General features: G+C 52.2%; 9 protein-coding genes. 4 read left to right on the forward strand and 5 right to left on the reverse strand.

Going from position 1 to position 13,151, the window contains the following annotated elements:
* Window positions 1-6: 6 nt before the first annotated feature.
* Genes N512_RS0106695 through N512_RS0106710 form a run of 4 tightly spaced genes read left to right on the forward strand, consistent with a single transcriptional unit; the run spans window position 7 to window position 4,743 of the window.
* Window positions 7-465, forward strand: coding sequence for a PilX N-terminal domain-containing pilus assembly protein (locus N512_RS0106695; RefSeq protein ID WP_025011916.1), 459 nt, complete (start codon window positions 7-9; stop codon window positions 463-465).
* Window positions 462-4,043, forward strand: a complete 3,582-nt coding sequence (locus N512_RS0106700) for a pilus assembly protein (protein WP_028779811.1) — start codon at window positions 462-464, stop codon at window positions 4,041-4,043. Before N512_RS0106695 ends, N512_RS0106700 begins: the two co-directional genes overlap by 4 nt.
* A gap of 8 nt (window positions 4,044-4,051) precedes the next feature.
* Complete coding sequence (locus N512_RS0106705; RefSeq protein WP_028779812.1) at window positions 4,052-4,447, forward strand: type IV pilin protein; 396 nt, start codon at window positions 4,052-4,054, stop codon at window positions 4,445-4,447.
* A complete protein-coding gene (locus N512_RS0106710) occupies window positions 4,444-4,743 on the forward strand; it encodes a TapY2 family type IVa secretion system protein (protein WP_028779813.1) in 300 nt (99 codons plus the stop codon). The genes N512_RS0106705 and N512_RS0106710 overlap by 4 nt, the downstream gene beginning before the upstream one ends.
* Window positions 4,744-4,780: 37 nt before the next feature.
* Here N512_RS0106710 and N512_RS0106715 read toward each other — a convergent pair whose 3' ends face one another.
* The 5 genes from N512_RS0106715 to N512_RS0106735 form a co-directional block, all read right to left on the reverse strand.
* Complete coding sequence (locus tag N512_RS0106715) at window positions 4,781-5,188, reverse strand: CBS domain-containing protein (protein ID WP_025011917.1); 408 nt, start codon at window positions 5,186-5,188, stop codon at window positions 4,781-4,783.
* Window positions 5,189-5,239: 51 nt separating this feature from the next.
* A complete protein-coding gene (locus tag N512_RS22400; RefSeq protein ID WP_081737099.1) occupies window positions 5,240-6,988 on the reverse strand; it encodes a GNAT family N-acyltransferase in 1,749 nt (582 codons plus the stop codon).
* Between the two features lie 15 nt (window positions 6,989-7,003).
* Window positions 7,004-7,870: a UDP-2,3-diacylglucosamine diphosphatase gene (locus N512_RS22405; RefSeq protein WP_025011918.1), complete on the reverse strand. Its 867-nt coding sequence runs from the start codon at window positions 7,868-7,870 to the stop codon at window positions 7,004-7,006.
* Between the two features lie 89 nt (window positions 7,871-7,959).
* Complete coding sequence (locus tag N512_RS0106730; RefSeq protein WP_037474393.1) at window positions 7,960-11,610, reverse strand: two-component regulator propeller domain-containing protein; 3,651 nt, start codon at window positions 11,608-11,610, stop codon at window positions 7,960-7,962.
* 139 nt (window positions 11,611-11,749) lie between these two features.
* Window positions 11,750-13,027, reverse strand: a complete 1,278-nt coding sequence (locus tag N512_RS0106735; protein WP_081737103.1) for a YjiH family protein — start codon at window positions 13,025-13,027, stop codon at window positions 11,750-11,752.
* Between the last annotated feature and the right edge of the window lie 124 nt (window positions 13,028-13,151).

Genomic DNA, 13,151 nt, shown 5'->3' on the forward strand with positions numbered 1-13,151 from the left:
ATGAAAATAAGACAACAGCGGGGAGTCGTACTATTCTTCGCACTTATCCTCTTGATTATTCTGACCCTGATTGGGGTGGCTCTGGCAGTTAACTCCAGTCAGTCGCTGCGTATGGCCGGCGCCGGTGCCGAGCGGGTGGAAGCCAAGGCCTTGGCCGACGGTGGTTTGCAGGCGGTATTGAATGCCAAGAGCCAAGCAGAATTGGCGACAATGACAGCGATAGATTCAGGCAACAACTATTCGGGTGGCACTCAGGTTTTGACGCCTTTGCCATTGAAGAGTGATGGCACTGTGGATGCCAGGAATGTTTCCTGTCAGCGTAGCAGGGATGCCAGCGGTACAGATCTTATCAAGTGCCGAAGAGTGGAGGTTTCCAGCCAGGTTAGGTACGGCCGGGACAACCTCGGGCAACTGACAGTTATCGAAGGAGTTGAGCAGGAAGTGCTTAACGGGAGCGGATCATGAAACTCAAAAAGTGTTTATGCGGTTTGTTGTTTGTGCTGGTTGGCTCTTCCGGGCAAGTCTCGGCCGATGATACAGACCTTTACTTGATCCCGCCGCCAAATCAGGGACGAGCCAAGGTGCTGATTATTTTTGATAATTCGGCATCCATGGATACCATAGAAACCGGAGTGCCAGGAGGATATGATCCAACCGAAGAGTATCCCCCTGTCGGTTCCTCGAATTCCTATCAAGGAAGGATGATCTACTTTACCGTCGGCTCCGGGATGGATGAAAGTTCATTACCTGTGCCGGACAGCCCTTCGGAATCGCGCCGTTTCAACGATGCTCTCAATGGTTGCGCCGTCGCTAAAACCGCCTTGGATCGCTATGGTCGTTTTACCGGTTATATCCGAGAGTTTGTGTTTTCCGGTAATGCCAAGGGAACCTGGCAGCAGATAAAAGAAAACAGTGGCGCCGAAAAGAACAACCCGGTGGACTGTTGGGAAGATATTGAAGCCGCCAATCCAAGCAATAACGGTATCACAGTAGATGGGGTTACCTATGGTGATGGCTATCCACAGAATAGCGTCAAAGTGGGTAAAAACTATATTCCATACAGCAATGAAGCAAATGCACTCAGCAACGCGCAATCCATGGGCTTTAACCAAGGCGAGCTGGTAACCTTATACACTGACAATTATCTGCGTTGGTACACCCTTTATAAGAATGGCGACTTGGATGATACTCAGGACCTCAGCCGACTGGATATTGCCAAGACGGCTATCGCCGGGGTGATAAGTTCGATGCCGACGGTTGATTTTGGCCTGGCGGTATTCAATATGAACTATCGCAATGAGGGGGATCGGGATGGTGGCCGAATCGTCGCCGGTATTCGTAGCCGCACGGCGCCTGAGAAAGAAACCCTGATCAGTACGGTTGAAAACCTGCCGGCCGAAACTAACACTCCACTTTGTGAAACTTTGTTTGAAGCCTACCGGTACTTTAGCGGCGGCCCGATTACCTTTGGCCACAGTGATAGGAACTATAACAGTGGCTCGATAAAGTATACCGCCAACAGGCCTATGTATGACACGACCATTGAGAATAGCGGTAATTATAAGTCTCCCATGAGTGTCTGTAGTGATATTGCTTATATCATCTATATTACCGATGGGGTGCCAACGCTGGACTCATCTGCCGATGCCGCGATTCAATCCATTACAAGCGCTTCGGGGGTGAACTCCGACGGTAATTACAGCCCATACACCTATGAAGTAGATTATTACGGTAGAGAAAAGAAGAGCTATCTGCCGGCGCTGGCCAGTTACATGTATCGCAACGATATTTTGCCGGCCACGGAGAAATTCCAAAGGGTGGTAACTCACACCATAGGTTTTGCGCTGGATGAGGGATCTGCGGCCGAGCCCTTGCTGGAAGAGACAGCCAAACGAGGAAAGGGCAAATACCATGCTGCCAATAGTGTGGCCGATCTGCAGCAGGCCTTCAGCAATGTGCTTGACAGTATCACGGACGAAGGACAAAGGTTTTCGGCGCCAGGGGTAGCCTTCAGTAATGCTGACCCAACCCGTACTCTTGACTCTGCCTATTATGCCTTGTTCAGCCCATCTCAAGGGCCCAAGTGGGCCGGTAACCTGAAGAAGTTGAAGGTGAACTCTTCTGGCGTACTGATAGATGCCAACGACAGACCGGCTATCTCAAGTTCGGGTGGTATTGCGGACACGGCTTGTAGTCTATGGAGTCACTGCTCTCCGGACCCTGATGGCAACGATGTACAGGAAGGCGGTGCAGCCAGAACCATAGTACCTGACAGCCGTACTCTCTACAGTAACATCAAGGTAGGTGGTGGCCTGGCGACCCTGAGCAAGAATCAGGCTTCCAGCTATGCCGGTGGTGACCTTGCCTTGTTGACTCATATGAACATGAGTGTAGCCGCCGGTACAGAAAGCTCTGAGCTGGAAAAAGCCTTTGAGTGGATCAAGGGCAAAAATGTCGATAAAGATGAAAATGGTGAGTTTACCTCTGACGATTACAACGGGGTTCGCGGCGATATAATGGGTGACCCCATGCACTCGCAACCGCTTGCCATTGACTTTGGTGGCGATGGCAATAGCAATGTGCGCATTTTCGTTGGCACCAACCATGGTATGTTACATGCCTTCAAAGACACGGGTAGCAGTGTTGAAGAGAGTTGGGCCTTTATGCCCTATGAGCTACTCAGTAATGTGCAGGAACTCAGAGATAACAGCTATGCCAATGGTCACAGTGTTTATGGCATAGATGGCTCGCCGGTTTCCTATTTGGAGCGCAACGACTCGGGTGCCATTACCAAGGCTTGGATCTTCTTCGGCATGCGCCGGGGCGGGAGTTCTTACTATGGCTTCGATGTTACCGCCCCGGATTCACCTCGAATGATGTGGCGGATTGACAACAATAGCGCCGGGTTTGCCAATATGGGGCAGACTTGGTCGACACCGGTTGTGACTAAGGTGCCGGGTTCAGATAAACCTGTAGTGATCTTCGGCGGTGGTTACAATCTGGGATATGACGCCAACACAGGCAGCAACTCAGATGGCCGCAATGTGTACTTGGTCGACGCCGAAACCGGGGTACTCAAGCATAGCTTTGGTGTCGATGGTGGCACAGCGTTGACCGGCATAGAACACAGCATTGCCGGTTCAATAGCCACTCTCGACAGCAACAGCGATGGCGCTACAGACAGGTTATATGCCGCAGACCTTGGTGGTAATGTCTGGCGCATGGATATGCCTTCAGAAAACACCTCCAGTTGGAGTGGCTTCAAGTTTGCCTCTGTGGGCGGCGCGCTGGCATCTTCCGATCGCCGCTTCTTCTATGAACCTGTGGTGGCCCAGACGGTATTTACCAATGTCACCCGGGTGACGACGACAGATGCCGACGGTAACACCAGTACTACTACGGCATATCAAAACGTACCTTATGATGCCGTCACGCTCGGCAGTGGTAACAGGGCATCACCACTGGCTACCGATGCCGAAGATATGTTCTTTGTGCTGCAGGATCGCAACGTGGTGACCAAGACTTTTGGCGGCTCAGGTGCGACAGTGCCCAGCCCGATCACTTTGGCCAACCTTTACAATGTGACATCAGCGGCGCCAAGCAGCGACAGTGAGAATATCGACTTTGGTACCAAGCTGGGCTGGTACTATAACTTCTCTGTCATTGGTGAGAAGAGTCTGTCACCTTCGGCCATCATCAAAGGGCGTGTCTACTTCACCTCCTTTGTGCCGGCACAGTCGACACCCGAAACTGAAAATAGCTGTCTCATCTCTTCGACCGGACGCTTGTACAGTTTCGACCTGCATAAAGGCGGGCGTTACAATTATGAGTTTTTGGAAGTGTGTGAGGATTGTATTCCTCAGCCACCCAAGATCATTACCCCACCCAAAGATCCAGATGACCCGGATAATCCGGACAATCCAGATGCTGCCTTGATTATTGGTCGCGGTGAGTGTGATGAAACCGGTGAAAACTGTTCCGGTACAGTGGCACTGGATACAGGACTGAGTACCAACAAGATTTATTATCATGTGAATGAGTAGGATAAGAGATGAAAAAAGCAGCGGGTTTTACCCTGATTGAAGTCATGATCACTGTGGTCATTATCGGCATACTGGCGGCGATCGCTTATCCCTCTTATGTGCAGTACATTGCCAAGAGTACCAGGGCTGAGGCTCATGCAGCCTTGATGCGACTGGCCAATCTGCAGGAGCAGTACTATTTGGACAATCGCACTTACGCCACGGATATGACCAAACTGGGGCTCAATGCCAGCCCCTTTATTACTGAAAATGGTCACTACAGCATAGCGTCAACCGGCACCGGCAGTTTTACCCTGACAGCAACGGCGCAAGGGGTACAGGCCAGTCGTGACAGCAAGTGCAAGACGCTGACCTTGACTGACGCCGGGGTTAAAGGCGGCGCCTCTGCGGAGTGTTGGAAATGATGAAATCAATCAAACATGGCTTGTTGTTCATCTTGCCCGGTATCGTTTTGACTGCCCAAGCCGCCGAGCGGCAAGAGGTGAAGTGTCACTTGATCACCAGCAAGGGAGAGCAAATTGCCTTCTATCGCTGGGATCTGGAAAAGCAGCCGCTATTGATGGCGCGTTTGAGTAGCAAGCCGCTCAAGGATACTCAGGGGAAACGTTACTATATCAAGCAGGCCAGTGAGTGTGTGTTGCTCAATGAGGAGTTCAGCTCTGAAAAGGCCCGTAAGTTGGATGAGGTAACTCTGAGATAGCTTTCACCCAGACCTATGAAGTCTGAGCCTATTGTGGTTAACAGCAATAGGCTCGCAATAGATCCTTCCAGGTCACTATGCCGACAATCTCACCGTTTTCCAGTACCGGCAGTGAACCTATATCTTTCTCCAGCAGTAGTCTGGATGCCTGCGCCAAGCCTAGATGCGGCGCAACGGTCACAGGATTACGGCTCATCACTTGATGCACCCGCTTATTGAGGGTCTCCAGATCTCTGCTGGTGGCCGTTTCGCTGCCAAGATTGGGGCTTAAGGCCCGCAGCAGATCCCGTTCTGACAGGACGCCTTCCAGCTTGCCTTCATCATCCACCACCAGCAGATGATGAAAGCCTGCATGATGAAATATCTCTTTGGCCACACTCAGGCGGTCGTCCATTTCCACTGTAACGACCCGGGTGATCATGATATCGGCGATGCAGAGCTGCATAGGGATCCTCCATAACCTTTTCTTTGTTATATCAGAGCCCTGTCAATAATGCTAACTCGGAGCGTTTTCATCTTGCTGATTGAGTTCTTGCAGATGACAATCGATATAGCGGCTGCGTTTCTTGAACTTGAGTTTGTCCAAGTCCACCAGCACCAAACCATCGATACAGTCGGCAAAGTCGGCATCTACTCCAAAGGCGAGAAAGCGCACCCCATCAGGCTGGCAAAGTTCGCCGTATTGCTTGTAGAGAGTTGGCACAGCGGCGCCCATACTGGCAAGGGTCTGCTTGAGCAGTTTGAATGCGCCTTGGTAATCTGAATCAACATAGAGCTTATCCAGCTCAGCCTGGCGCTCAGGAGGCAGACCAAAAGGCGTGAAAGACTGTGCCAGCTGCGTCTTACAGGGAAACTGCTGCAGGTAGAAGTGCACCAACATCTCCTTGGCCTGTGCCGGCAACTGATTGCTTATGGTCACTGGACCGAAAAGGTAGCGGTAGCCGGGATGACGAGCCAGAAAGGCACCTATGCCGTACCAGAGATAATCGAGACTGCGCTTCCCCCAATATTTAGGTTGCACAAAGCTGCGGCCGAGTTCCAGGCCCTTGGCGAAATAGGGAGCAAATTCTGTTTGATAGTGAAACAGTGACTCACTGTAGAGGTTTTCACCTGCACTGTGCAAGCGGGCGACTTCGGCAAAACGGTAGGCGCCGACTATCTCCAGCTCCTTGGGATCCCAGAGTACCAGGTGCAGATAACTGGAGTCGTATTTGTCTATGTCTCTGCGTTTTCCTGTGCCTTCACCCACGGCGCGAAAAGCCAGCTCCCGAAGCCGACCTATTTCCCGCATCACTGGGCTGCTGCCCTGATGGCGATAGAGGAAGATCTGCTTGTCATCCTGAGTTTGACCAAGTTGTTCGCACTGCAGTAAAGCCTGTTGCAACTCACGACGTTTTTCCGGATGGGCGATGGCGCTCTGGGTGTTGAACAGTGGGCTGCGGTTCTTGCCTATGCGATAGAGGTGGTTCTTCAGCAGACTGACCCGGGTTTTGAGTGGGAAGTCACTGCCGCTGACCGCTTCGGCCGGGATAAGCTCGCCGATACGCACCGGCAGAGTATTACTGGCTTGTTTAAACATCTCCTTGACCAACAGCAGGGTAGCCAAAGGTTTATACAAGATGGAAGCACCGTAAAAGGTCGCCGAGTTCTTGGCATCGACATACATGGGCAGCAGCGGCGCATTGCAGCTGATAGCCATCTTCAGGAAGCCGGTTTGCCACTGGGTATCGCGAATGCCGCTTGGTCTGAGCCTGGAAACCTCACCCGATGGAAAGATGAGCACAGCGCCTTCACTGCGCAGATGCTGATGGATCTTCTCTAGGTGTTGTCTGGGGGTTCCGCCAGTCATATTGCGAACCGGCAGCAGGATATTGTGCAGTGGCGTCAGTGTCATCAGCAGCTCGTTGGCAACCACTTTAATGTCAGGCCTGACTTCGCTGATAAGTTTTATCAGCACCAGAGCATCCAGCGAACCTATTGGGTGATTGGCGAAGATAACGACCCGGCCCTGATGGGGAATGTTTTCCACCTCACTGTCCGGCACCGTATAGCTGACGGCAAAGCTTTCCAGCACTTGTTCAACAAAATCAACGCCCTTGAGAAAACTGAATTGGCCGGCGATATCATTGCACTCCCGCTCATTAAGCAGATAACGCAGTAAGGCCTTGGTTGGCTTGGCGAGCCAAGGCTTGCTGTTGATATTGGGCAGATTGGATTCCACGACTTTATCGACGGTAAACATCATAATGGGGTACCTGATTTAAGCAGCTTGTTGTTCTTGTCCCTGCCAGGCGAAGCGTTTCAGTACTTCGGTCCGGCCCAGTTGTTCATTCCAGCGCTCGAGTTGCAGCTCGCCCTCGAGGGTTTCAGTCAATAGGGTGCAGTTCTCTACCCAGTCACCATCATTGGCATAGATAAAGCCGCTCATTTCCGTGAGCTCCGGCTGGTGAATATGGCCACAGATGATGCCGTCCACCTTCTGCTTGCGGCCATAACGCACCACGGCTTCGCGAAAACTGTTGATGGCTTGTTGAGCCTTGCCGACTCTTTGCTTGATAAAGCCGGCCAAAGACCAATAGGGGTAACCGAGACGGCGGCGAACCTTGTGCAACTGGCGGTTGAGAAACATCAATACATCGTAGAGGTGATCGCCGAGGCGGGCGGTGATGCGGCCGATACAGACTTCGGAGTCAAACTGATCGCCATGCAGCATCAGCAGGGTTTTGCCGCTCAGGGTTTGATGTCTGTACTCTTTGCTGATAATGACATCGGCGAGTTGCAGCTGGTGGTAATCCTTAAACAGCTCGTCATGGTTGCCGGGCAGATACACCAGCTTGATGCCGCTCTGTGCCATTTGCAGCAGTTTTTGCAGCAGTTGGTTGTGACTCTCGGGCCAGAATACCCGGCGTTTGAGGGCCCAGATATCGACTATGTCCCCCACCAGATACAGCACCTTGGGCTGAACGCTGTTTAGGAAATGCAGCAGATATTCGGCCTTGCAGTCAATGCTGCCCAGGTGAATATCCGAGAGCCAGAGGGCGTTGAGCTTGATGACAGACTCGGCTGCGCGGCGGGAGGATGGGTGAAATGTCGATGGTTTGTTGACCAATGACTTGCTGTCTTTCATCGCGGCTCCTGGATAAAACCAGTGAAACGGGTTTGACTGTGAAAGACTCTAAGTCAGTTATTTGACCTTGAAGTGACGTCTTGATGACCTTATTGTGACGCCCCTGAACTTACCTCTATATCATTTGGCAGTATGATGCGGAACTCGCTGCCATGACCCGGTGCGCTGATCAGGCGGATCTCGCCGCCAAGTACTTGAGTCACCAGGTTATAAACTATGTTCATCCCCAGGCCACTGCCGCCTTTACCGCGTTTGGTAGTAAAAAAGGGAACAAAAATATTCTGCTGTACTTCGGTATTCATGCCGCAACCATCATCACGGTAGACAAGCTCTATGCCGTTATCTGTGCGGCTGACATTGAGCGACATCCGTCCCTCGCTTCCTTCTGGAAAGGCGTGTACCAGCGAATTGGTAAACAGGTTACTGATAATTTGGTAAAAGACGCCCGGAGTGGAGTTGAGGGTGATGTCGGCCGGGCATTGATAGCTGTACTTGTGAGGCGAGCGGTGTAGCATGGGGTTGAGCGACAGGAAAATCTCATCCAGATAGTGCCCCAGGTTAAATTCCCGCAGTTCTTCATGGGACTGATCGACGGAGAGCTGTTTGAAGCTGCGGATCAGCTTGGCGGCGCGTTCCAGGTTGGTCAGCATCAGTCGGCTGCAGTCGGCCACTTCACTCTGGTACTGTTCGAAATCCTGCTGATCGACATCCTCGGCGTAAAAGCGCTTGTTGAAGGCTTTAACATTCTCCGCCAGATGCGAAGCCGCGGTGACACAGATACCTATGGGAGTGTTGACTTCATGGGTGATGCTGGCAACCAGACCACCAAGTGTGGCCATTTTCTCCTTATCCAGCAGTTCAGACTGCGCCAGTCGTAACTCTTCCAGGGTGTGGTTCAGTTCATCATTGCTCTGTTGCAGCGCTTCAGTGCGCTGTTTAACCCTCTGCTCCAACTCCTGATTGAAACGACGCAGTGCCGATTCGGTTTCTTTCAGTTTCTGAATATCCTTGATGGTTCCTGTAATCCTTAAAGGGCGCCCCTCTTGATCCCTGGCCATGACCCGGCCACGGTTGAGTACCCAAAGCCAGCTGTCGTCCTGGGTCTTGCCGCGATAGCTGAGTTCAAATTCTTGCCGGCCTTTATGGAGGCAGGCATCAATCTCGGGCCAGATGAGCGGCAAGTCTTCGGGATGGACACAGCGCTCCAGCGTATCTTTCAGGTGGGTTTCGGGCTCGGGATACCAGAGAAATGCGTTATTGCGATTGGCCTCCTGTGCCTGCAAATCCCAATCCCAAAACTCATCGCCACTGCCGATAAGTGCCAGTTGCAGCTTTTGCTCGCTGCTCGCCACCTGTTGCAGCAGTTTTCGTTGCTCAATAAACTTCTGCCACCTGTTATAGGCAAAGCCAAATATCAGGCTCAGCAACAATAAGCTGTAAATAGTATAAGCCCAGGGGCTTTGCCAGGGCCTGGGGGTTATGCTCAGCTGCAAGCTCTGCGCCGGGCTGGTATTGCCGTCAATATCCACGGCTCTGACCATAAAGCGATAGTCACCGGGTTTGAGCGCCGGGAAGAAGGCGGTTCTGGCCCCCCGGGTATTGAGCCACTCCTGCTGCATGCCTTCGAGTTTGTATTGATACTCAAGATGTCTGGCGTGATGCAGGTTCGGGCTGTGGAATTTGAGACTCAGCGGCAAGGCATCAACCCCTAGAACCAGTTTCTGTCGGCTCCAGGGTTTTGGTGCGTGCTCTTGTGTTTGCCCCAGGGCCTGCAGTTCATCTATGATCGGCTGCGCCGGAGGTTTCCTCGCGGGTAAAGCGGGGGGCTGAATATGGTTGAGACCTTTTACACCGCCGAGAAACAAGCTACCGTCCCGATCGAGAAACCCGGCGCCAAAGTTGAACTCGTTGGCTTGCAAGCCATCTTCATAAGCAAAATTCCGGCTTGTGCCTGTTGCGGGATCCAGCCATGACAGGCCGCTGGCGCTGCCAATCCAGAGTTTGTTGTCGGCATCATGTTGCATCAGGTAGGCGACATCGCCTATCAGGCCGTGTTGGCGGTCAAACATTTGATACTGCCCGCTATCCGGGGTGAATGAGAATACGCCGTCGCTGGATGCTATCCATAACTGTCCATCCGGATGTTGGTAGATGGAAAACAGGTGCTTGCTGGGTAGAGGGACTTCAGTATCCGTGGACCAATGAGATACACTGCCATCCGGCTTGAGCCTGAATAGGCCTTCACCGTAACTGGTGATCCAGATATTGCCGCCGTCATCCTCCAGTACCGAAGTGGTTTCTGTTTTGGGCAGCGGCGTGGCATCCGGCGCGGCAAAGCCTTTTTCGATACCAAGATAACGGCTGACTCCGGCTTCTTTGGTTGCTATCCAGGCAATGCCACTTTGATCAAAGGTTAAACTGTAGAGGGTGTTGGCCGGCAGTGAGCCCGGTTCATTGGCCTGATGGCGATAGTGCAGATAGCTGTCGCGATCGGCATTGAAGATCAGTAAGCCTTCGCCCCGGGTGCCAATCCACAGCCGGCCCTGACTGTCTTCTTTGATAAAGCCGATAAAGGCCTTATCCAGCAGTTGGCTTGCCAGCGGCGAGGATTTGAAGCCTTGAATTTTGCCCGAGTCAAACTCCAGTGCCTGATAAAGGCCGCTGGCGGTGCCGACCCAGAGTTGCCCCAGATGATCGCGAAAAATTGCTCTGACATCGCCATTACCCAGGTTGTGGTTCTCGAAACTGTTGGGGAGCAGTTTTCCCATGGCTTCCTGATTGAGATCCAGCTTACCGAGACCGGCTCCCTTGGTCGCTATCCAAAGTTGGTTGCTGTCATCCAGATGCAGTGTCTGGATGGTCTTGCCATCGCTGTTTGGTTGCCAAAGAAGCTCCCGGGTTTGAGGTGTAAATCGCAGCAGACCGCGTTTATCCACCGCCAACCAGAGCCGTTGCTGTGGATCCAAAACCATATGCTGAATGCCGGCATCGCCAAGTTGGTTGATGGAGTAAGGCACAGCCTCGGTTCCCAAAGACCAGTGCCAGAGCGTTCCTTTGCTTGCGAGCCATAAACTGCCGTCTTTGGCCTGTATCAGAGACTCTACCTGAGCAGACTGCGGCAATATTGTCATCTGTTGCCAGGACTTGCTGTCCTCCAGCTGCCAGAGCGAGTCTCCTGCAAGATACAAGTCGCCGGAAGGCGTTGCATAAAACCTCAGTTGTGAAACGGTATTTGTCTGAAGCTGCTGGCTATCCAGGCGTTGGCGGCGTTTGGGGTCGTAGCGCCAAACCTTGGCATCATCCATCAGTAGCCAGAGCATGCCTTGCTTGTCTTCTGCCAGCTCGCGGATCCCGGTCAGCGGCAGATCGGCTTCGGCACCCAATATTTCAAAGCGGCCATTGTCCGGATGATAAAGATTCAGGCCATCGCTCAAGGTCAGCAGCCACAACTCCTTCTGGCTTGAAAACAGTAGCCTTTCAATGTGATTGCCGCTCGGGCCGTAGGGAGCGTCCTGCTTACTGTAGATTCTGAAATGTTCGCCATCGAAACGGTTGAGTCCGGCTTGTGTGGCTATCCACAGGTGACCACGATCGTCTGTGGCGAGGTCATTGACAGTGTTCATCGACAAGCCGTCTTCGGCCTGAAATTGCTCAAGGACGGGGCGATAGCCCAATGACGGCGTCAGGCTATCGAGACACCAAAGTGCCGTAAAAAGGAGCAGCAACGCAAAAATTTTCACCGAAAAGCCTCAAAAACGAACTTTTTTCAGTGTAGATGCTGGTGGCTGAAATGCGAATTTTGTGAGCACATTCTAGTGCTTAGAAATAAAAAACGGCCGCATGTAGCGGCCGTTGTGGAGAAGTTCTGCTAAATTGCCCTTAGAACAGCAGATGTGCCATCCCGGCAATCACAGGCAGAGTCACCAGGGTTCGCAGCAGGAAGATGGCAAACAACTCCCAAATTTTCACCGGTATCTTGCTGCCGATAAGCAAAGCACCTACTTCACTCATGTAGATCAATTGAGTGACAGACAGCGCCGCAATCACAAAGCGTGTCATGTCGGATTCTATGCTGGTGGCCAGAATCGAGGGGATAAACATATCGGCAAACCCGACGACTATAGTCTTGGAGGCTTGGGTAGCTTCGGGGATCTGCATCAGTTCCAACAATGGAATAAAAGGCTTACCAAGATAGTTAAATACCGGGGTGTATTCGGCGATGACCAGAGCTATGGTCCCCAATGCCATTACGACAGGGAGCACACCGAAGATCATATCGATGACATTTTTCACCCCTTCGGAGAGCACCTTGAATACGCCACCTGTGTGGGACGCCTTGGTGAGCGCCAGATCCAGCCCCCAGGACAGAGAGTTATGACCTTCTGGCAGCGACTCATCATCTTTCTGTCTGGGGCTGCCATCAACATAAACATCCTTCTTGCGCGACAGCGGCGGCAACTTGGGCACTATTATGGCGGCAACAATGCCGGCCAGACAGACTGTCAGGTAGAAGGGTACAAACATTGCCTGCAGCTTCACTTGGGTGAGTACCACAAGGGTAAAAGTGATGGAGACTGCCGAGAAGGTGGTGCCGATAACCGCCGCTTCACGCTGGGTATAGAAGCGGTTCTCATACTGTTTACTGGTCAGCAAAATACCAACGCTACCATCCCCGAGCCAGGAGGCCATACAGTCGATGGCGCTGCGTCCCGGTAGGTTGAACACCGGCCGCATCAACTTGGTCAGTAAGGTTCCGAAGAGTTCCAGCAGGCCAAAGTTGAGCAACAAAGGCAGGAACATACCGGCAAAAAAGAATACACAGAACAGCAGTGGCAACAGGCCATTCATCACCAAGGCGCCGGTGGAATCGGCTATGAGCATCTCAGGGCCGATCTGGAAGAAGGTCAAACAGATAAATATGGCGCCCAAAACCCTGACCAAGAGCCAGGCAGGGCTGATATTCAACAGGGAATTGAGAAACTTGCTGCGGCGGATAAAACCGGGGCGCAGGAGTTTCACCAATACACTGGCCGTGGCGGTAAATACCACTATGGTGCAAATTATGCTGGTCAAATAATCATTGAGCAAATTCTTGAGTTCACCGGCCAACACTGCCACAGGAATGGTCAGTTCGTTGTTATAGCTGATAGGCGTCATAAAGAGTAAGACGCCGAGCAGAGATGGCACCAGAAAGGTGAGTATGGTTGTTATGTTGCGGGGTTGTTTTTCGTCTGCCACGGTTATTACACCCTGAATCTACACTAATTGGATGAGTAACAAA

It is taken from the genome of Shewanella sp. 38A_GOM-205m (genome assembly GCF_000518445.1).
Lineage (GTDB): Bacteria > Pseudomonadota > Gammaproteobacteria > Enterobacterales > Shewanellaceae > Shewanella > Shewanella algae.

Bases quoted from the DNA above. Each gene is read 5' to 3' on its own strand.
- N512_RS0106735 (WP_081737103.1), bottom strand. From the start codon at position 13,027: ATGACGCCTATCAGCTATAACAACGAACTGACCATTCCTGTGGCAGTG.
- N512_RS0106710 (WP_028779813.1), top strand. From the start codon at position 4,444: ATGATGAAATCAATCAAACATGGCTTGTTGTTCATCTTGCCCGGTATC.
- N512_RS0106715 (WP_025011917.1), bottom strand. From the start codon at position 5,188: ATGCAGCTCTGCATCGCCGATATCATGATCACCCGGGTCGTTACAGTG.
- N512_RS0106705 (WP_028779812.1), top strand. From the start codon at position 4,052: ATGAAAAAAGCAGCGGGTTTTACCCTGATTGAAGTCATGATCACTGTG.
- N512_RS0106700 (WP_028779811.1), top strand. From the start codon at position 462: ATGAAACTCAAAAAGTGTTTATGCGGTTTGTTGTTTGTGCTGGTTGGC.
- N512_RS22405 (WP_025011918.1), bottom strand. From the start codon at position 7,870: ATGAAAGACAGCAAGTCATTGGTCAACAAACCATCGACATTTCACCCA.
- N512_RS22400 (WP_081737099.1), bottom strand. From the start codon at position 6,988: ATGATGTTTACCGTCGATAAAGTCGTGGAATCCAATCTGCCCAATATC.